Genomic DNA, 19,398 nt, shown 5'->3' on the forward strand with positions numbered 1-19,398 from the left:
CGATCACATGGCATCCAGAATCCCGACCGCACCGGGCGCACTCCCCCTCCTCGGCCACGCGCTACCGCTGCTTCGGCGGCCACTGGCATTCTTCACCACGCTGCCGGCGCACGGCGACCTCGTACAGATCCGCCTGGGTCCGGCACAAGCCGTCGTGATCTGCGACCCCGGGCTCACCGAACAGGTCCTGCGCGACGATCGGACCTTCGACAAGGGCGGCCCGATGTACGACCGGCTGCGCGAAGTCGTCGGCGGCGACGGAATAGGCGGCTGCCCGCACAGCGAGCATCGGCGGCAACGCCGGTTGGCCGCGCCCGCTTTCCACCACCAACGCCTGCCCGACTACGCGCAGATCATGATGACCCGATTCGAGGCCGCAATCGACAGCTGGCGCGACGGCCAGATTCTCGACATACTCCCGGAACTGACCACGATCTCCACGAATATCCTTGCCGCCGCGATGTTTTCCGACACCTTGCCGCCCGCCATGATGCGACAGGCGCTCGACGATCTCGCTCTCGTCCTGGCGGGCGCCTATCGCCGCATGCTGACACCGCCGCCGCTGAACCAACTGCCGACACCGGGAAATCTGCGCTACAACCGAGCACGCTCGCGGCTGCGGCACACGATAGATGGGATCGTCGCCGAGCGACGCACCAGCGGCACACAGCACGACGATCTGCTGTCGGCGCTGGTGAACGCCCGCGACCCGGACAGCGATGACAAGCACGGCCTGACGGATGCGGAGATCGCCGACACGGCCATGACCATCTTCCTCGCCGGCGGAGAAACCGCGGCGACCACCCTGGCCTGGGCGCTACACCTGCTCGCGGCACATCCGGATATCGAACAGCGGCTCCACGCCGAAGTGGACTCGGTTCTCGGCAATCGGCCGGCCCAATTCACCGACCTGCCCCGATTGGAGTTCACGAAACGCGTCATCACCGAATCGCTGCGGCTGTGGCCGCCGGGTTGGATGGCCACTCGCATCACGACCTCCGATACACAGCTCGGCGACTACACACTTCCCCGCGACACGACGATGCTGTACAGCCCCTATCTGATCCATCATCGTGGCGATCTCTACGACGAGCCCGACCGCTTCGACCCGGATCGCTGGTTACCCGAACGTGCCTCCGCACAGCGGGGCACCTACATCGCGTTCGGGGGCGGCGCGCGCAGATGTATAGGCGACACCTTCGGCACAGTCGAAACGGTGCTCGCGCTGGCGATCATCGCCGCACGCAAGCGGCTGCGGCCCGTGCACAGCGAGCGCGTCAAGGCCACACCCTCTATTGTCTTGTTCCCCAGCAGATTACGCATGCGAGTGACTACGCGCGGTATGAGCTGAGCCTTCGTTATCGGATGTGAGCGCCGGGACTCTCTCGGTTATCACCGGCCGACCCTCGGTACGCCGGGTGGGAGTGCGGTTTCCAGGTATCTGCATCGAATCCTTTAGACCAGCCTAAACAACCACCCATCCGGCCCGTTCAGACCATAAGTTGCCAGTATGGGTGCGTATGACGACGTGACAGAATTCGGCACGGCGACGGCCCGTGTGAGTATCGCGGGGGCCGATGAGCAACCGTTCGTTCAGCTGCGCGAGGCGCGACTGGCGGCCGAGGAATACGTGCAGGGGATGTCCACCGCCGCCGTGCAATTGGATGAGGCGGTGGCCGAATTCGTCGCGGCCAACCGCCGGATGGTCGAGTCGATGCATGCGGCCAAGCGGCAGGGGCTGGGCAGCAGCGAGATCGTGCGGCGTACTGCCATCGCCTGGCCCGCCGAGGTCGCGCTGGACATCCTGGCCAAGACCGAGCAGACCGCGCGGGCCGCGCAGGTGCTGCGCAGCGCCGGGGTCTCCGTCGGCGACAGCAGCAATGACGGCGAGGGCGATGTGACGGTGTCGCTGCACAGCTCCTGGTCGCGACGCCTGGTCTGCCTGCACATCCGCAAGGCCCGCGTCACCGAGGACAGCGCCGAGGCGGCACGCCGATCCGCGGTGACGGTGGTGGGCGCACTGCACGCGGCCGGTTATCGGCTGCTCGCGCACCCGGGCTCGCCGCTGACCACCTCGTCGGCGATCGAGTACTTCTCCGATCAGGAGGCCGTGCTGGCCATCGAAGAGCCCAGCAACTCCACTTCCTTCACCACCTACTCCTGAACGGAATCGGGCAGACGCGGCGTCGGGAGTGCTAAGCTTCCCTCGCACCGGCTGGTGAGCGATTCCCACGCCTGGAAGCGAATCCCGTTCGCGGGATGGAGCTTTCGTTGTCGTGATGAGAGGGATCATCAGCAATGCCACAACATTCGGTACAAGTGCGTCGCGCCGTAGAGACACGGTACGTCCGGTACGGCCTGCGCGATATCATCCGCCAGTACGGCATCGACGCTGTACGAACCCGGATCACCCAGCTGCACGCTACGGGCTGCCACGCGGCGGCCGATTGCATTGCGCGAGAACTGCTTGCGCTCGACCCGGCAGACGCCCGCTCAGTCCGATAGGCCTCCCGATGGTCACTCACACGCGCCCAAAGGTTCTGTCTCCCAACATCGCCGACCGCGCCTGACCCGCACCGACCCATGAGGCGGCAGAGCCCTTGGCGGACAACCGATTACCGGTCCGGTCCGAGGTCGAGGGCGGTGTCGACCAGATTCCGCGCGTAGCGCGGCGGCAGCGGCTCCGGGCGGAACTGGATGCGGTACATCATCGGGGCGACGACATGATCGACGATCGCGTCGACGTCCGGGCCGGACTCGCCGCGTTCGGCCGCGCGGGCCAGGATCAGCTCGACCTGTTCGATCGCATAGGCCGAACAGGCGCCCGCGTTGCCGCCGTCCGGATCGCCGAGCAGCGCGTCGCGGATGTAGGCGCGACCGGGTGGGGCGGACATCTCGTCGAGGAACTGTTCGGCCCAGGCGGTCAGGTCGGCGCGCAGGTCGCCGTGATCGGCCGGATCGGAGTCCGGGCGCAGCCGCTGCACCGCGACATCGGACAGCAGTTCCTGCAGATCGCCCCAGCGGCGATAGATCGTCGACGGGGTGACTCCCGCCCGGGCCGCGATGATCGGCACGGTCAGGGCGTCGCGCCCGCGTTCGGCTTCGAGCTCGCGCACCGCGGTGTGGACGGCGCTCTGCACGCGGGCGCTGCGCCCACCCGGGCGGACCATCGGTTTCGGGCTCACCCCACCATGTTAACGCAAACAGTTAGCTTTTGCAGGTGGGGTCGGCGCCCAACTCGGTATGCGGACCGATCCGGTGGCGTAGGTTCGGGATAACCCGGGCGACCCCAAGGAGATTGGCGATGCAGGAGTATCTGGTCGAGATCAGGACGACGATTCCCGAGGGCACCGATCCCGCCGAGGTCGATTCCCGGCGCGCGGCCGAGGCCGTGCGCGCCAAGGAACTCGCGGCGCGCGGACATCTGATCCGATTGTGGCGACCGGTCGGCGAGCTGCGCAGCATCGGCCTGTGGTGCGCCGACGACGAGGCCCACCTGTATTCCGATGTGCTCGATACGCTGCCGCTGCGGCCGTGGATGTCGGTCTCGGTCACCGCGGTTGCGCCGCATCCGAACGATCCTGGGCGATAACGATTCTCGACTGACCGGCGATCAGGCGCGCGGCGCGCTCGGCGATGGCGTACACCGTGGCGTTGGTGTTGGCGGAGACGATCGACGGCATCACCGAGGCGTCGGCGATCCGCAGCCGGTCGATGCCGTGCACGCGCAGCGCGGTGTCCACGACCGACAGCGCATCCGTGCCGATCCGGCAGGTGCCCACCGGATGGTAATAGGACTGCATCGTCGCGGTGGCGTAATCACGCAGGGCCGCATCGGTATTCACACCGGGGCCGGGCAGCACCTCCTCGGCGCGCCAGGGCGCCAGCGCGCTCGCCTGTCCGATCCGGCGGGCGACGGCCAGACCCGATGCCAAGGCACGCACGTCCCGGGGGTCGTCGAGATAGCGCGGGTCGACCCGGGGTGCGATCCGTGGATCGGCCGCGGCCAGCCGGACCGTGCCGCGGCTGAAGGGTCGCAGGAGTGCGGCCGCGATCGTGTAGCCGGATTCCGGTCCCGGGGCGAGTGGGATGTCGACGAACAGGATCCCTAGATCGGGGCCGTCCAGATCCGGTGCGCTGCGCAGCCGGCCCAGCGCCTCGCCGTGATTGTGCATCGGTGGCGGCAGCGGCCGGGCCGGGCGGTAGATGACGAAGGCGTAGGGATGGTCCTGCAGGTTCTCTCCGACGCCGGGCAGCTCCGCGACGACCTCGACAGCATGCGGGCGCAGGGCGGGCGCGGGTCCGATACCGGAGCGCATCAGCAACGCCGGTGTGCCGATCGCGCCCGCGGTCAGCACGACCTCGGCGGAGGCCGCGGCGCGAGACAGCGTCGTGCCCACGCTGTATTCCACACCGACACACCGCGTGCGGTCCATCAGCACGCGATGGGCCAGCGCGCCGGTCACGACATGGAGATTGCGCCGCGCCATCGCCGGGCGCAGATAGGCGTCCACGGCGCTCTGCCGTCGGCCGTCCACGATATTCAGATCGACCCAGCCGAAGCCCTCCTCGAGGCCGCCGCTGATATCGCCCGCGCGGCGATATCCGAGTTCCTCGGCGGCGTCGAGGCAGGCAGCGGGAACAGGATGGGGCGGGGTCGCCGGGCCGACGAGCAGTGGCCCGTCCGTGCCCCGAAGCGCGGGATCACGCCCGCGCGCGGTCTCGATGCGCCGCAGGTACGGCAGCAGATCGTCGAAACCCCAACCGCGCGCTCCCAATTCGGGCCACCGGTCGTAGCTCGACCGGTGACCTCGGATGTGCACCATCGCATTGATCGCCGAGGATCCGCCCAGCACCCGGCCGCGAGCCACCGGAATCGCGGCCGCGGCGGACGTGGGCCCGAATGCGATATCGCCCCAATTCGCCGGAGAGGCAAGCAGATCCGGCCAGGCGGGCGGAACCTCCGCTCCGGCGGGCGATTCCGCCGCGCCCGCCTCCAGCAGCAGCGTCGAAATATCCGGATTCTCCGAGAGCCGGGCGGCCAGTACACATCCGGCCGTGCCGCCGCCCACGATCACGACATCGTAGCCATCCATTCGATTCGCCCCGACTTCCACTACTCCCGATTCCCTCGGAATTCTCCTCCCCCGCACGGCATCGCAGCCACGCCACGCATGCGAGTGCCGTCGCAGTACTTCAGGGCGCGTACTCGCGGTCCGCGCACAGCTAACCGGCGATGACCGCGGCGGTGGTGCATCATCTCCACCACGACCGCCCGCGCGCCGGGCGTCGAGCGGCCGACCCGCTGCAGCAGCGAACCCAGTGCGCACTGATCGCCCTGGGCCTCGTATCGTTCGATCACGGTGTCGCGCCAGCGATTCCAGGCCGCCCACGAATCCAGCGCCCCGAGATGGGGTTGCTGATCCTCGAGCACCCGGTCGGCCTCGAAGTGAGCGACCGCGAGTAGCAGTGCGTCCTTGCCTGCGGGGAAGTAGTGGAACAGCTGGCTCTTACTGGTCCGGGTCCGCAGCAGCACATCGTCCAGCGTCGCCGCCGCGACGCCCTTGTCCCGCAACACTTCCGCGGCGCCCTCGACAATGCGGGCCCGGGTGGCCCGGCCCTTCGCCGTCAGTTCTCGTCGCATGCCCACTGCCTACCTCTCGAATCCGCGCGCCGCCGCGAGCGCGTCCAGTTCCCCGGGTTCCCAAAGGTCCCGTACCCCGGGAAGTTCCGCCAGATAGCCGAAGACGCGGTCGCCATCCCAGCCGTGGGACTCGCGCAGTCCCTCGGCGATCATGCCCAGATAGCCGAACGACGGTTTGCGCAGGCCCACACTCGCCGCATCCCAGGGTGAGGTGAATACGAGGACCGGGTATCCGTCGACATCGCCCGCGTGGATGAGGGTTTCATACCGGCCCGGCCCCACCTCGACCCTGCCCGCCGCCAGCACCTCATCGATATCGATCGCGGGCAGCCGGCCGGGCAGCCGGTACATCTCCTGGGTGAGCAGGTCCACGAACTGCTCGCGGGTGAGGAGATAGCCGCGGGCCGCGGCGCCGCCGGCCCATTCGGCCCGGGGCCGATCGGTATAGAACGCGACGCCCCCGCCCCAGACCGGGCTCTGCCAGGCGAAGTAGATCGTGCCGGGCAGCGTCAGCGGCATCGTCCGCGCCGGGGGCGTGCGGTCACGAAATCCGGGGTAGGTGTGCTCGGTCCAGGGCGGAGTACCGCCCTGGATGTAGTAGGCCAGCCGTCGCGCGGACAGATTCGAGCCGTAGGCGGCGTACCACACCAGCGGCCTCGAGGCCTTCCCGTCATGCACAGGATCGAGGCTACGGGCGAGGACCGGTGGTGAGGGCGGATCCCCGGCGCCCTCACCACCGCCCTCGTCCAGCAAAGGTCCGAGAATCCGGCCGAGCGCGTGAACCGATCAATGCGCCGACTCGTATTACGGATGTCGTCTGCCGCGGCAACGGATGCACCCGGTCGCCACGGAACCCGTCCGGTCGGGCAGGCGACCGGAAAGGATGCCCGAATGGCTTTCGAGCATCCTTAATGTGCGGCAGCAACAACAAGGGATTCGGGTCGAAAACAAATCCGACCGGCCATTACGGAATGATTACGACTATCGAGCAAATGCGTTCTGATCGAGCCCTATGCCGCGCTGCGCCCGCTGGATGTGCCGAAGTCCTGCGTCCAGTACGGCCCGCCGTTGCGGCTCTGCGCGACGCCGACGCCGATATCTCGGAGACTGCAATTGAGGATATTGGCGCGGTGGCCCGCGCTGTGCATCCATGCGTCCACGACTTGCGCGGGCCCCGATTGGCCCGAGGCGATGTTCTCCGCCCAGGCCCGCGCCGAATAGCCTGCCGCCCTGATCCGAGCGCCGGGATCACCCGCGGCCGAATCATGGCTCAAGACACCGTGAGCAGCCATATCGGTGGTATGCGCCTGTGCTGCCCGGGTGAGATGACTCTCGGCGCGCAGGGCGGGACATCCGGCCTTCGCGCGCTGGGCATTGGTGAGACCGATGACCTGATCGGCCGCCGACGCACTCCCGGGAGCACCGGGAGCCATCGGGGCCCAGACGGTGACGCAGGCGACAAATGCGGCTATTCCGGCACCGACCGATAATGACCGGATTACCGCTGGAGAAGAATGCATAAAGCCCCCTTACCAGTTAGCATTACGTTTACATAACAGTAGCACTGTGACATGACCGTGGGCAACATCTCGCTACGATCATGAAAACGTACTCAGCGGCAGGTTTCCTTATCACCGAGATGCGTGGCGATTGGGCCGCAAATCGCAGCGGAAAGGCGATCTGCCCGATACGATGGCCCGCATCCGGAAATGTTCGCGCATCAGGGCGCCGGGCGTATTCGATCATGGCTCCTCCTTCCCACGGCACCGACATGCGCACATCCGATCCGGCTTCTCTCGACTCCTCGCGAAGGAAGAACAACTGATGGGCAAGCACCAGGCAAAACAGAATCCACTCTGCTCGATGCGGCTGGCCATGCTCTCGGCGACCGCGCTGATCACGGCGGGAATCTCCACCCAGCACGGGTCGAGTCCCGCGAATCAGGCGACGGCCCTGACGGCCTCCTGGACCGATCTCAACGCCCGGGGACAGGCCGTCGAACCGGTCACCCCCTCCCGCGATCCACAGCCCGTCGCGGCGCCCGACGAGGACCAGACACCCAGCGGCGCAATGGAACCGGCCGCACCGGCCCTCCCGAAGGCGCCACCGGCAGACCACCGGCAGACGAACCGGCCGGGAGTTCCGCTCACCTTCGATCCGGCGCCGGACGACACTCCGGCGGCCGCGTCGACCGGCCGGACGAGCACGCATACGGCCCACCATCCGCGCAACCGCGACACCACCGCCGCCCAAACCGGCTCCGCGCCGGCCGATCTCGGCTCACTGTTGACCAACCTGGGCGCGGCCCTGAACGCGGGCGCGTCGGTGGCGAGGACGCTGAGTTCCGGCAGCGCTGCGCCGATGGCCGAGCAGGCGAGCACCTCCGGATCCGACTGCGCGGACGACACTGCCGCACCCGCGGCCAACACCCCGATGAACGCCACCGCCCAAACCCCCGCCGGGGCAATCGATCTCGGCTCACTGCTGGCCGATCTCGGCGCGGTACTCAAGGCGGGAGCGACGGCGGCGCAGGTACTCGATTCCGGAAGCTCGGTCGCGGACACCGGCAGCACGATCGCCGGAACCGGCAGCGCGTTGCTCGCGCCGCTCAGCGCCGCGGCCGCGGGTTCGGCCTGACCGCCGAATCCGAGCGACCGAAGGGGCGGCGGCGCGCCCCGTCGCCCCTTCGGTCAGCCCGCGGCCTCGCCCAGCACCCGATCCATGATTCGCTCCGCCAGGCCCGCTGTCACCGTTCGGATCGCAGCGCGACCGGACGGGTCGTGGACAGCAGCGCCCCGGCCAGGAAGACGCCGACGATCGCCAGGCCCGACACCGCCGTCGGCGAAAGGCGTTGCCACCACAGCAGATATACGCTCGTCGCGGCGAGCAGCGCGCCGGATACGGTGGCCGTGGGTGTCGCGCGGGCGGCATACTTGGCGCAGAACACATCCCAGCGGCTCAGCACCCGGACCGCGCCGAGCAGCACGATGCCGCAGCCCAGGATCCACAGCGGCCGGGTGAGCCACCAGGTGCGCGGATCGTGGGGCAGCAGCCGGGCGGGGGCGAGCAGCGCGGCACAGGTGACCACGGCCATGACCGGGATATGCCAGAGATAGACCGTCATCAGATGCGCGCTCACATAGCCGACGACGCGGCGCGCGCAGCGGGGCGGCTCCCGGCCCGCCATGCGCCGGTCGATACCGACCAGCACCGCCACCTGGATCACCGCGAGGATCGACAGGGCGGTGGTCGGGGGGTACAGATTCGATACCGGGGCATCGGCCAGGCCGTACATGGTCGCCGGATAGGGACCCGCGAACACCATCACCACCAGCACCGCGACGCCGAGCGCCACGATCGCGGCCAATCCGGCGCGGGATATCCGCGCCAGCGTTCCACGCATGTACAGGACGCCGAGTTGGTGGCAGAACAGCCAGACGAACAGCAGATTCCATTGCGCGACATCGACGATTCCCGCGAACTTCAGCCCGTCGATCGCCGCCGAGGAACCCAGCAGCAGCACCGGCAGCGCCCAGACGGATCGGTCGTGCGCCCGCACCGCCCAGGGCGCCACGATCACCGCGACCAGATAGATCGCGAGAAACCACAGCGGGCTCACCAGCACATAGGCCGCCGCCTTCGCCATCGCCGCGGAATGCCACCGCAGCAGCCACACCACCGAGGTGAGCACGGCCAGCAGCGGAATCATCGGCGCGATCAGCCGGCGCACCCGCGGCCCGAGATATGCGGCATATCCGGTGCCCTGCGGCCGCCAGCGGTCCACGATGCGGGTATTGGCCAGCCCGCCCGCGACGAAGAACAGCGGCATCACCTGCAGCGCCCAGCTCAGGGCCCAGATAGGTCTGCCGTGCAGGCTCGGATCGCCGCGAATGGCGCCGCCAGCGACAGTCACCCGGACCGAAATCCAGTGCACGACAACGACCACGGCGATCGCGAACGCCCGGGCGAGGTCGATGGTCCAGTTCCGCTGTGTCCTGCCCTCGGTCGCTACGGTCACCCTCGAGGCATATCCGATGGGCCTGAATACCGGGTAAACGCCTGAGGCGCAGACGATCTCGAAATGGCGGCGATCGCTCAGCGGCCGACACGCCCCTCGCGAACTCAATGCATTGATGCGCATATCAGCGTATCGACCTGGATGTGACTTGCCTCGCCGGATACCCCCTCGCGACGGGCGAAACATGGGCAACCGGATCGACGCCGGTGTCACAGACCCGGAGCCGGATCGAGCCGGATATCGCCGGTGGCCAGGAACACCACCCGCGCGCCGACGGCAACCGCGTGATCGGCGAATCGCTCGTAGTAGCGGCTCAGCAACGTGATATCGACGGCGGCCTGCACGCCGTGCGGCCAGCGCGGATTCATCAGAACCGCGAACAGGTCGCGATACAGCGCGTCCATCGCATCGTCGTCGGCGTCGAGTTGGCGGGCGCGGCGGGGATCGCAGGTCTCGAGCACGCCGCGGGTGGCGGCGGCGAGATCGACCGCGATCCGGCCCATCTGCCGGAAGTGGTCGACGAGTTCGCGCGGGACGACCGGACTCGGATGCCGCCGGCGCGCCGCGGTCGCGATATGGGTGGCCAGCACGCCCATCCGATCCAGATCGCCGACCATCTGCAGGGCGGCGACCACGGTGCGCAGCTCACCGGCCACCGGCGCCTCCAGCACGAGCAGATTGAACGCCTGCTCCTCGGCCTCCCGCGCGAGGCTCGCCACTTGGTCGTATCGGCTGATGGTCTCCTCCGCGGCCCACAGATCCGCATCGGTCAGGGCGAAGGTCGCGCGCTGCATCGCCGCACCGGCCTCGGCCGCCATGCGCGCCAGAATGTCCACCAGCGCACCGAGTTTCCGATGATAGATCTCGCGCATGCACCAATCTTGCCGCAGCCGTGTGCCGTCGGGGGCCATTGCGGACGGACCGGTAAACTCCCGCACGGTCGGATGTCGCGCGGACACGATGCCGAGGGCGGTGGATATGCAGCGATTCGAGGCGAGGATCGAGACGGTCCCGGGCGGCGGGGCGTATGTGCGCGTACCCGCGGAGGTGATCGCGAATCTCGGTGGGGGCGGCCGCATTCCGGTGCGGGCGAGTTTCGACGGGATCGACTACGCCGGCTCCATCGCCTCGATGGGCGACGGACCGTGTCTGGGCATGCTGAAGTCCATCCGCACGGCGCTCGGCAAGGGGCCCGGCGATACGGTCGCGGTGACCGTGGCGCGCGATACCGAGGAGCGGACCGTCGAGCCGCCGCAGGATCTGGCCGCCGCATTGGCGGCCGCGGGGCTGCGGACCGCCTTCGACGAGCAGTCGTTCACGCGCCGCCGCGAACAGGTCGAGGCCGTCACCGCCGCCAAGCGCGCCGACACCCGCGAGCGCCGGATCGCCAAGACGATCGAACTGCTGCAGGAGGATTCACGATGACGTCCCGTCCCGCCGTGCACCTGGCCGTACCCGTCGACGATCTCGCTGCGGCCCGCCGCTTCTACGGCGAGATCCTCGGATTGGAGCAGGGCCGCAGCACCGATCACTGGATCGACTGGAATCTGCGAGGGCATCAGCTGGTGACCCATCTCGTACCCGCCGCGTCCGCCGCGGCGGGCACCAGCGATGTCGACGGACACCGGGTGCCCATCCCCCATTTCGGCCTACTGCTGGCATCGGAGGAGTTCCATCGGCTCGCCGAACGGTTGCGGGCGGCGGGCGTCGAATTCCTGATCGAGCCGTCGCTGCGGTTCGCGGGCCGGCCCGGCGAGCAGTGGACGATGTTCTTCCGCGATCCGGCGGGCAATGCGCTCGAGTTCAAATCCTTCGCCGACGAATCCCAGATCTTCACAACCTGATTCGCGGGTTCGTCAGCAATGCACGCCCGTCATGGCGAACCGCTCGACCTCCGCGATATGACCGCCGGCGGCCACCGCGACGGTGAGCGTGCCCGAGCACGCGCCGAGGGGGACCGTGGTCGACCACTGCGCATCCGTGCCGCCGCCCGCGATCGCGGGCCCCTCCCCCACGGGCTGCTGCTGCCGCCCCATGCTGCGCACTTGCACCCGCAGATTCTCATCGACGCCGGTGACGCGCCCGCCCACGGTCAGCGGTGAACTCGCCGCCGCGCCGTAGGCCGGGGCGGTGACGCTCAGGGTGCTGTCCTGGGTGCCGACCACCTCCCACGGCGCGTCCGGCGGCGGGCCGAAGCGCACCAGATGCACCACCGCGGCGGTGACCGTCGCGCCGCCGGGCTGCCCGAAACCCACTCCGATCCATGCCTCGTCGCCGCGGACCGAGGTCGACACCACCTTGTCGATGCCCGCATAACCCAGATAGTGCTGGGCGAAGTACTGCGCGGTCATTCCGGGATCGAGATGCCAGGGCTGCAGCCCGCCCTCGCCATAAGCCACCTCCCATGCCGATGCGGCCTTGGTATCGGCGAACGGCCACAGCGGCTGATAGGCGAATCCGGGCGGCGTGGTCGTGGTAGGGGGCGAATCCGAGGACGCCGGAGCGGGATTCGACGGTGTGGTCGCCGAACCGGCCCGCGGCCGATCCGCGCGCACCCACAACCACACCGCCACCACGACCGCGATCACGACCACCGCCGCCACGATCAGCGAATATCGTTGCCTGGAAGCATTATTCGGTGCCATGCCTACCAGGATCGCCCAAACGCCCGGGGCGCAGAGCGGAATCGCCGGTCGGTTATTCGAGGACCAGCAGGCTGCTGTTGGGTGCCATGGTCATCCCGTTCGGGTCGATCCGGCCGACCACCGGACCGGTGCAGCTGCGGCCCGCATGCACCTCGATCACCTTGTCGGTGCTGTTGGCGACGATGGTCTGCAACGAGTTGCCGGTGTCGACGCAGCCCGTCGGGTTGTCGTAGATCTTGCCGTTGATGCCCAGGGTGCCCGTCGCGGCCTGGGCGGCGCCGGCGCCCAGCACACCGAACGCGCCGGCCGCGATCACAGCAGCGACGAACCCAGCGGTACGAATCATGGGATCCTCCAGTTCAATTCGACGTCCCGACCGTCGACAGGCTACTCGCGGCCGTGCCGGACGTCACACGCCGGGCGGAGGCGGCCCGAGATCACGGTTGTCGCGGAGGCGGCCCGAGATCGCGGTGGTCGAGGAGTTTCACGCCGCTACGTGCCGGGTAGTCCTCTTCAATGGCTCTCTTCGTCCGTACCGCCGTGCGGGGGCCGAGTGGGTCGGGATCTTGTGGGTCGCTTGGTGGAGGCTAGGAGAAGAGGGTGGCGGTTGTACTTGTGCTGCGCGCACGTGGGCTCGGTGACCTGCTCACCGCGGTCCCGGCTCTACGCGCGCTGCGCCGGGCCAGACCACGCGATCACATCGCGCTCGCCGCGCCCCTGCGGCTCGAGCCGATCGTGGATCTGATCGCGTCGATCGATGAAATGGTGCCGACCGCGGATCCGGAGAGTATGCGCTGGGACGGCGAGCCGCCAGCACTCGCGGTGAATCTGCACAGCGGCGGGGCCGAGGGCATCGTGGAACTGGCCAAGACGAATCCGGCGCGGATCCTGACCTATCGCAATCCGGCGTTCCCGCATCTGGACGGGCCGGATTGGCAGCACGATATGCACGATGTCGACCGCTGGTGTCATCTGCTCGAATCCGGCGGTATCACCGCGGACCGGCGCAATCTCGGCCTGGTGCCGCCGGTGGCCACCACCAGCCACCGCGACTGCGTGGCGGTACACGTCGGCGCGGGGTCGCCCGCGCGGCGCTGGCCGCCCGAGCGATTCGCCGCGGTCGTGCGGCATCTGCTGGTGCAGGGCCGCGAGGTCGTGCTCACCGGGGACGAATTCGACCGTGAGATCGCGCTGTCGATCGCCGCGCGCGCCGGACTGCCCGCCCAGCAGGTGCTGGCCGGGCGGCAGAGCTTACTCGAGGTGGCCGCCACCGTCGCCGAGGCCGCGCTGGTGGTGTGCGGCGATACCGGCGTGGCTCATCTGGCGACCGCGTTCGGCACCCGCACGGTGCTGCTGTTCGGGCCCACCCCGCCCAGTCGCGGCGGACCACCGCCGCATCTGCTGAATCGGCATGTGGTGCTGTGGACCGGTCGCACGGGCGATCATCACGGCGAGACGACCGATCCGGGTCTGCTCGAGATCGGCGTCGACGAGGTGGTCGAGGCGGTCGACAAACAGCTCAGCAAGCGGACCTGGCCGGGTGCGGCGGTCGATCGCCGACGATCGGCCTTTCGGCGCGTCGGTTGAATCGGCCCTCCGCAACAGGTTTCGATCGTTTGTCAGGGGCAGCGGCGCACCCGCTCGGTGTGACGCGACATCAGGGATGGCGCGTGGCGGCATTGCCCGCGACACCGATGGCGTTATCGGTGCTGACCCGCCCCGCCGGACCCAGCGGCATGCCGGGCATCGTGCACAGGCGGCGGCTGTCCGGTCGTGTATTCGGCATGTGAGAGGGCCGCGGAGTAGGCGGCCAGGGCCGAGGGCCAGAACTGTTCGAGGTAATCGCGGGCGTCGGCGAGGCCGCGAGGGTCCAGGGAGTACAGGCGGCGGTTGCCGTCGGGGCGCATCATTACCAGGCGGGCCTCGCGCAGGACGCGCAGGTGCTGGGAGACCGCCGAGCTGCTGACTCCGATCGTGGCGGCCAGCTCGCCCACCGAACGCGGTGCCTGCGGCAGGGCCTCGAAGATCGCGCGGCGGGTCGGATCGGCGAGCGCGATCAACGCATGCACTCCGTTAGCCGCCACTGAAACAGTGTGCGGGCGCACCGACCGGTCGGTCAAGTTCGTGAAGGTCGGTACTCCGCCCGGTGAACGGCGAGTTACTTCCGTGTAGTTCCTGGATCCGGGCGTTTCCGTGAGCGCGCCGGAGCCTGTGACGGTCACGACAGGATTTCGGAACGCCCCGACCGCTGTCATAGGTTGCCATCCATGCCCGTGACCGTTTCGTTATCTTCCCGGCGGGCTCGGCGCGCCGCGCGGGCCATGGCGATCACCGCGGTCGTCGGTGCCTCGATCGGCACCCTCGGGGCCGCCGATCGGCACGGCACCGGCTCGGCGCCCAGCCTGGCCGCCGTCGCCCGCACGCTCGACGCCGCACCCGCCACCGCACCGATCACCCCGAAGGCCGCGCCGATCGCCGATGCGCCCTGGCCGATGGCCAAGGCCGCCCGCCAGATCCGCCGCACCGTGCGTCCCGTCTCGGGCGTGCTCACCTCCGGTTTCGGTACGCGCTGGGGCGAGTTGCACGCCGGGATCGACTTCGGCGATCCGATCGGCACCCCCATCGCGTCCGTCACCGACGGCGTGGTCGTCGAGGCCGGGCCCGCCTCCGGCTTCGGCCTGTGGGTACGGGTCCGACAGGACGACGGGACGATCGGGGTCTACGGACACGTCAACGAGATCCTGGCGACCGTCGGCCAGCAGGTCCGCGCGGGCGACATCATCGCCACCGTCGGCAATCGCGGCTTCTCCACCGGTCCGCATCTGCACTACGAGGTCTGGGCCGAGGAGGGCGGCGCCAAACTCGATCCCCTGCCGTGGTTGCTCGCGCGCGGAATCGACCTGGGGCCCGTGCCTTTCGACTGAATCGCGTCTCATACCCGGGTAGGTGGTGCCGACCCCACGGTATGAGGTCGAGTCACCACCCGCGCGGGACGTGGGGGCCGGATCGGCGGACCTAGCGTTCGGGCCATGTTCAGTTCCGCAGTTGCACACTCCGTTCGGCGGTGGCATCGCCCGCTGACCCTCGAGGCCGGGCTGATGGGGGCGCTCGCCGTATTCTGCCTGGCCGCAATGCTTGTCGACGATCGCCAACTGCTCGGGGAGTCGGTATGGCTCAAGCCGTTCAAGTTCGCGATCGCGTTCCTGCTCTATTCGGCGACGTTGGCCTGGTTGGTCTCGTTGCCGCATAAGGGTTCCCGGATCACGTGGTGGCTGGGGACGGTCTTCGCGGTCACCGGGGTGATCGATGTGGGTTTCATCGTGCTGCAGGCCGCGCGGGGGACGTTCAGCCACTTCAACACCGATCACGCCGATAAGGTCAACGATATCGGGCAGTGGCTGTTCGCCTCGGGTGTTCCCGGGCTGTTCCTCGCCAATCTTGTGATCGCGGTGATCGTTTCGTGGCAGCGGGTGGCCGACCGCCCCACCTCCCGGGCCATCCACGCCGGGCTGGGGATCGCCGTCTTCGGTATGGCGCTGGGATATCTCATGGGCGGCACCGGTGCGCAGCTGGTCCACGATGCCGCCGGTCGGCCGATCACCCTGGCCGCCGGGCATACCGTGCTGCCCGGACATGCGGTCGAGCGTGATGGGTTGGCGGGCATGCCGATCACGCATTGGAGCACCGTCGGTGGCGACCTGCGGGTCCCGCATTTCGCCGGCCTGCACGGCATCCAGATCCTGCTGCTCGCCGCGATCGCCCTGGCCTGGTCGGCCCGCCGCCACCCCTGGCTGACCGAACGCGTCCGCGCCCGCCTCATCGGCGTCTTCGCCCTCGCCTACTTCGTCCTGGTCGTCCTGCTGCTCCGCCAAGCCCTGCACGCCCAGCCCCTGATCCACCCCGACACCCGCACCGCCCTGGCCTTCGTAGCGTGGGCCGCCGCGACCCTCGGCGCCACAACCGTTGTCGTGATGACCGCCAGGCCCTCGACCGCTTCGCGGCCGAGGGACAAAAGGAACGGCCACGCCGAGGACAAGAGGAGCGGCCACGCCGAGGACGAGAGGAAGGGCCACGCCGAGAGAGAAGGGACCGGCCTGACGGGAAGAGTCGGCAACCCGACAGAACGAGAGACCGACCTGACTGGAGGCGAGAGCACATCGGTTGTAGGGAGAGACAACAGCCTGGCCGCGGGGAGACGGAGCAGTCTGCCTACCGGATGAATCGGAGTGGAGACGACGCCGAGCTCAGCGTAAGCGCTCGGCGTCCTTCGTCAGTGCGACCAGTTTCTCGGTGAGAGAGGCCAGTTCGCCCGGGTCGGCGCCCTCGGCTACGGCGATGGCGACATCCTCGGCGGCGCAGCGGGCCGCGAACCAGCGGTCGGCGAGGTCGGCGGCCTCCTGGGCGGACAGGACCACCGCGTCCTCGGCGATTCCGGTGCCCTCCAAGCCCTTCCGGTGTTCGTAGGCACGCTGGCGGCAGGACTGCCGGCAGTAGCGGCGACGCCGCCCGATCTCGGACTCGGCGATCTCTCGTCCGCACCACGAACAGGACGACAGGACACGACGCGGCATGAGGCGACACCTTAACGGCCCGCGGGCCGCGACGGCGACCGGGCGCGCCGACATTTCCCCGCTCGTGACCACGAAACCACCGGCCGCGCGACGTCGCCGCGAGATACCGAGTAAAATGATGGGGTTGACCGTTGCCGGGAACTGTTATACGGCATGGCGCGTTAATGGACATGTAGAGCGTTGCCGACAGGCTAGAGAGGACCGCACACCATGGCAGATCGCGTACTCCGAGGCAGCCGGCTCGGAGCGGTGAGCTACGAGACCGACCGCGACCACGACTTGGCGCCGCGTCGGGTGGCGCGGTACCGGACCGACAACGGCGAGGAGTTCGATGTTCCCTTCGCCGACGATGCCGAGATCCCCCCGACCTGGCTGTGCCGCAACGGTCAGGAAGGCATCCTGATCGAGGGCACCACCCAGGAGCCCAAGAAGGTCAAGCCGCCGCGTACCCACTGGGACATGCTGCTCGAGCGCCGCTCCAAGGATGAGCTCGAGGAGCTGCTGCAGGAGCGGCTGGAGCTGCTCAAGACCCGGCGCGGCCGGGTGTAGCGTAGACACGACGAAAGGCCGCATTCCCCGCAGAGTGAATGCGGCCTTTCTCGTGCCCGCCTAGTGGCTGGCGACCTTGCGGTACCGCGCCAGCGCCAGCGGCACCGCGACCGCCAGAATCGCCAGCGAGCAGTACACCGCGTATTCCACACAGTGTTCGGCCGGCCAGCCGTGCGGCGGCGCGAACGTCGGTGGGGCGTTGTTGACGAACAGCTTGCGGCCCGCGGCCGATACCGCGGTGATCGGATTCCATTCCGCGATCGCGCGCAGCGGCCCCGGCAGCGAATCGGCGGAGATGAATGCCGAGGAGATGAATGTGAGCGGGAACATCCAGATCAGCCCGGCGCTCTGGGCGACCTCCACGGTCGGCGACAGCAGCCCGGTCAGCGCGCCCACCCACGACATCGCGAACGCGAACAGCAGGATCACCGCGAATGCCACTGCGGCATCGGCGATTCCGCCGTTGATCCGCCAGCCCACCACATAACCGCAGCCGACCATCACCGCCAGCGACAGCACGTTGACGACCAGATCCGACAGCGTGCGGCCCATCAGCACCGCCAGCCGCGACATGGGCAGCGTGCGCATCCGGTCGATGATGCCCTTCTGCAGATCGTTGGCCAGCCCGACGGTGGTGAAGGCGGCGTTGAACGCGACGGTCTGGGTGAAGATCCCCGCGATCAGGAACTCCCGATATTGGCTGCCGCCCAACGATTCCGCGAAGATATAGGCGAATACACCCACGAACATCAGCGGCTGGATGGTCGCGGTCACCAGGAGCGTCGGAACACGCAGAATCGTCAGCAGATTCCGATACGCGACGATCCCACTGTCCCGAAACACCCGCACCGGTGCGGAGATTCGGGCCACGGCGGCCGCCGTTCCCACGGTCGGCTCGTTCACGACCGCCGCCTGCGCGGTACTCACGACATGATCTCCTCTGCGATCTCATCTGTTTCGGATTCATCGGCTGTCGCGGCCGGGGCGCCGGTCAACGCGAGAAACACCTCGTCGAGGCTGGGCCGGTGCACGGTCGCGTCGACCACGCACACCCCGGCGTCGTCGAGGCGGCGCAATGCCTCGACCATGGTTCGGGAACCGTCGCCGACCACGATCGACACCTCCTCGGTCCCGACCTCGTGCGCGGGCTCGCCGATGCCCACCTGGGCCAGCACCGACATCGCGGATTTCGGATTCTGTCCCGCGGCGAGGGTGACGGTGAGGCGGTCGCCGCCGATCGCGGTCTTGAGCTCGTCGGCCGAGCCGCGCGCGATCACCCGGCCGCGGTCGATGACGGTGATCCGGTCGGCCAGCAGATCGGCCTCCTCCAGATACTGGGTGGTCAGCAGCACGGTCGTGCCGTCGTCGACCAGTTCGCCGATCACTCGCCACATGTCCAGGCGCCCACGGGGATCCAGGCCCGTGGTCGGCTCGTCGAGCACCACCACCGGCGGCCGCGCGACCAGCGCGCCGGCCAGATCGAGCCGGCGGGCCATACCGCCGGAGTAGGTGCCCGCGCGCCGATCGGCCGCATGGTCCAGGCCGAGCGCCGCGAGCAGTTCGCGGGCCCGGGCGGCGGACTGTTTATGGTTCATCCCGTAGAGCCGGGCGACCATGCGCAGATTCTCGAAGCCGGACAGGTTCGGATCCACCGCCGCGTACTGGCCCGACAGCCCGATCCGGGTGCGGGCGCGCGCGGGATCGCGCAGCACATCCACCCCCGTGACCCGCACCAGGCCCGCGGTCGGCTTGAGCAGGGTGGTGACGATGCGCACCGTGGTGGTCTTACCGGCGCCGTTGGGACCCAGCAGTCCCATCACCGTGCCGCGCGGGATCTCCAGATCGATCCCGTCCAGCACACGGACCCTGCCGTAGTTCTTGACCAGCCCTGTGACCTCCACCGCCAGACTCATGCCTCCACCTCGCTGGCGCTCGGCTCCGGCACGTGTTTGCACACGCTGTATCTCTTGG

Annotated in this window: 23 protein-coding genes; 10 read left to right on the forward strand and 13 right to left on the reverse strand. The window is 68.7% G+C overall.

Annotated elements, in window-relative coordinates:
• Positions 1-7 precede the first annotated feature (7 nt).
• Both ACIA76_RS00280 and ACIA76_RS00285 read left to right on the forward strand, forming a co-directional pair.
• A complete protein-coding gene (locus ACIA76_RS00280) occupies positions 8-1,351 on the forward strand; it encodes a cytochrome P450 (RefSeq protein WP_397146700.1) in 1,344 nt (447 codons plus the stop codon).
• 159 nt (positions 1,352-1,510) lie between these two features.
• Complete coding sequence (locus tag ACIA76_RS00285; RefSeq protein WP_397146702.1) at positions 1,511-2,164, forward strand: hypothetical protein; 654 nt, start codon at positions 1,511-1,513, stop codon at positions 2,162-2,164.
• A 451-nt stretch (positions 2,165-2,615) separates the two neighbouring features.
• On the opposite strand, the gene ACIA76_RS00290 is transcribed toward ACIA76_RS00285, so the two are convergent.
• Entirely contained in the window at positions 2,616-3,185 is a 570-nt protein-coding gene (locus ACIA76_RS00290) for a TetR/AcrR family transcriptional regulator (RefSeq protein ID WP_397146704.1), read from the reverse strand.
• 119 nt (positions 3,186-3,304) lie between these two features.
• Between ACIA76_RS00290 and ACIA76_RS00295 the strand changes: the two genes are divergently transcribed.
• On the forward strand, positions 3,305-3,592 hold the full coding sequence (locus tag ACIA76_RS00295) for a muconolactone Delta-isomerase family protein (protein WP_397146706.1): 288 nt from the start codon (positions 3,305-3,307) through the stop codon (positions 3,590-3,592).
• On the opposite strand, the gene ACIA76_RS00300 is transcribed toward ACIA76_RS00295, so the two are convergent.
• From ACIA76_RS00300 to ACIA76_RS00315, 4 genes are all read right to left on the reverse strand, one after another.
• Positions 3,552-5,096 (reverse strand): GMC family oxidoreductase, encoded by a 1,545-nt coding sequence (locus ACIA76_RS00300; RefSeq protein WP_397146708.1) that lies wholly within the window; start codon positions 5,094-5,096, stop codon positions 3,552-3,554. The two genes, ACIA76_RS00295 and ACIA76_RS00300, sit on opposite strands and share 41 nt — an antisense overlap.
• Positions 5,097-5,116: 20 nt before the next feature.
• Positions 5,117-5,644: a TetR/AcrR family transcriptional regulator gene (locus tag ACIA76_RS00305; protein WP_397146710.1), complete on the reverse strand. Its 528-nt coding sequence runs from the start codon at positions 5,642-5,644 to the stop codon at positions 5,117-5,119.
• Between the two features lie 9 nt (positions 5,645-5,653).
• A complete protein-coding gene (locus tag ACIA76_RS00310) occupies positions 5,654-6,322 on the reverse strand; it encodes a histone deacetylase (RefSeq protein WP_397146712.1) in 669 nt (222 codons plus the stop codon).
• Between the two features lie 332 nt (positions 6,323-6,654).
• A complete protein-coding gene (locus ACIA76_RS00315; protein ID WP_397146714.1) occupies positions 6,655-7,077 on the reverse strand; it encodes a CAP domain-containing protein in 423 nt (140 codons plus the stop codon).
• Positions 7,078-7,468: 391 nt separating this feature from the next.
• On the opposite strand from ACIA76_RS00315, the gene ACIA76_RS00320 reads away from it, so the two are divergent.
• On the forward strand, positions 7,469-8,281 hold the full coding sequence (locus tag ACIA76_RS00320) for a hypothetical protein (RefSeq protein ID WP_397146716.1): 813 nt from the start codon (positions 7,469-7,471) through the stop codon (positions 8,279-8,281).
• A gap of 109 nt (positions 8,282-8,390) precedes the next feature.
• On the opposite strand, the gene ACIA76_RS00325 is transcribed toward ACIA76_RS00320, so the two are convergent.
• Positions 8,391-9,662 (reverse strand): acyltransferase, encoded by a 1,272-nt coding sequence (locus ACIA76_RS00325; RefSeq protein ID WP_397146718.1) that lies wholly within the window; start codon positions 9,660-9,662, stop codon positions 8,391-8,393.
• A 209-nt stretch (positions 9,663-9,871) separates the two neighbouring features.
• The gene (phoU, locus tag ACIA76_RS00330; protein WP_397146720.1) at positions 9,872-10,534 is read right to left on the reverse strand and encodes a phosphate signaling complex protein PhoU; all 663 of its coding nucleotides are present in this window, start codon (positions 10,532-10,534) and stop codon (positions 9,872-9,874) included.
• A gap of 106 nt (positions 10,535-10,640) precedes the next feature.
• On the opposite strand from phoU, the gene ACIA76_RS00335 reads away from it, so the two are divergent.
• Both ACIA76_RS00335 and ACIA76_RS00340 read left to right on the forward strand, forming a co-directional pair.
• Complete coding sequence (locus ACIA76_RS00335; RefSeq protein WP_397146722.1) at positions 10,641-11,087, forward strand: YdeI/OmpD-associated family protein; 447 nt, start codon at positions 10,641-10,643, stop codon at positions 11,085-11,087.
• On the forward strand, positions 11,084-11,506 hold the full coding sequence (locus ACIA76_RS00340; protein WP_397146724.1) for a VOC family protein: 423 nt from the start codon (positions 11,084-11,086) through the stop codon (positions 11,504-11,506). The genes ACIA76_RS00335 and ACIA76_RS00340 overlap by 4 nt, the downstream gene beginning before the upstream one ends.
• A 12-nt stretch (positions 11,507-11,518) precedes the next feature.
• Here ACIA76_RS00340 and ACIA76_RS00345 read toward each other — a convergent pair whose 3' ends face one another.
• Positions 11,519-12,307 (reverse strand): hypothetical protein, encoded by a 789-nt coding sequence (locus tag ACIA76_RS00345; RefSeq protein WP_397146726.1) that lies wholly within the window; start codon positions 12,305-12,307, stop codon positions 11,519-11,521.
• Positions 12,308-12,359: 52 nt separating this feature from the next.
• Positions 12,360-12,653 carry a hypothetical protein gene (locus tag ACIA76_RS00350; protein WP_397146728.1) on the reverse strand — a complete coding sequence of 98 codons (294 nt, stop codon included), beginning with the start codon at positions 12,651-12,653 and terminating at the stop codon, positions 12,360-12,362.
• Positions 12,654-12,907: 254 nt separating this feature from the next.
• Between ACIA76_RS00350 and ACIA76_RS00355 the strand changes: the two genes are divergently transcribed.
• Entirely contained in the window at positions 12,908-13,894 is a 987-nt protein-coding gene (locus ACIA76_RS00355) for a glycosyltransferase family 9 protein (protein WP_397146730.1), read from the forward strand.
• Positions 13,895-14,007: 113 nt separating this feature from the next.
• On the opposite strand, the gene ACIA76_RS00360 is transcribed toward ACIA76_RS00355, so the two are convergent.
• The gene (locus ACIA76_RS00360; RefSeq protein WP_397146732.1) at positions 14,008-14,391 is read right to left on the reverse strand and encodes an ArsR/SmtB family transcription factor; all 384 of its coding nucleotides are present in this window, start codon (positions 14,389-14,391) and stop codon (positions 14,008-14,010) included.
• A 183-nt stretch (positions 14,392-14,574) separates the two neighbouring features.
• On the opposite strand from ACIA76_RS00360, the gene ACIA76_RS00365 reads away from it, so the two are divergent.
• Together ACIA76_RS00365 and ACIA76_RS00370 are read left to right on the forward strand one after the other, a co-directional pair.
• The gene (locus ACIA76_RS00365; protein WP_397146734.1) at positions 14,575-15,231 is read left to right on the forward strand and encodes a M23 family metallopeptidase; all 657 of its coding nucleotides are present in this window, start codon (positions 14,575-14,577) and stop codon (positions 15,229-15,231) included.
• 105 nt (positions 15,232-15,336) lie between these two features.
• Positions 15,337-16,527 (forward strand): hypothetical protein, encoded by a 1,191-nt coding sequence (locus tag ACIA76_RS00370; protein ID WP_397146736.1) that lies wholly within the window; start codon positions 15,337-15,339, stop codon positions 16,525-16,527.
• A 24-nt stretch (positions 16,528-16,551) separates the two neighbouring features.
• Here the strand turns inward: ACIA76_RS00370 and ACIA76_RS00375 are convergent, their stop codons facing one another.
• Complete coding sequence (locus ACIA76_RS00375; RefSeq protein WP_397146738.1) at positions 16,552-16,878, reverse strand: hypothetical protein; 327 nt, start codon at positions 16,876-16,878, stop codon at positions 16,552-16,554.
• Between the two features lie 210 nt (positions 16,879-17,088).
• Here ACIA76_RS00375 and ACIA76_RS00380 point away from each other — a divergent pair, with 210 nt between their 5' ends.
• Entirely contained in the window at positions 17,089-17,427 is a 339-nt protein-coding gene (locus tag ACIA76_RS00380) for an RNA polymerase-binding protein RbpA (protein WP_397146740.1), read from the forward strand.
• A gap of 60 nt (positions 17,428-17,487) precedes the next feature.
• On the opposite strand, the gene ACIA76_RS00385 is transcribed toward ACIA76_RS00380, so the two are convergent.
• Entirely contained in the window at positions 17,488-18,297 is an 810-nt protein-coding gene (locus tag ACIA76_RS00385; protein WP_397147905.1) for an ABC transporter permease, read from the reverse strand.
• 53 nt (positions 18,298-18,350) lie between these two features.
• Positions 18,351-19,340 carry an ATP-binding cassette domain-containing protein gene (locus ACIA76_RS00390; RefSeq protein ID WP_397146742.1) on the reverse strand — a complete coding sequence of 330 codons (990 nt, stop codon included), beginning with the start codon at positions 19,338-19,340 and terminating at the stop codon, positions 18,351-18,353.
• Between the last annotated feature and the right edge of the window lie 58 nt (positions 19,341-19,398).

It is taken from the genome of Nocardia sp. NPDC051570 (assembly GCF_044454005.1).
GTDB lineage: Bacteria > Actinomycetota > Actinomycetes > Mycobacteriales > Mycobacteriaceae > Nocardia.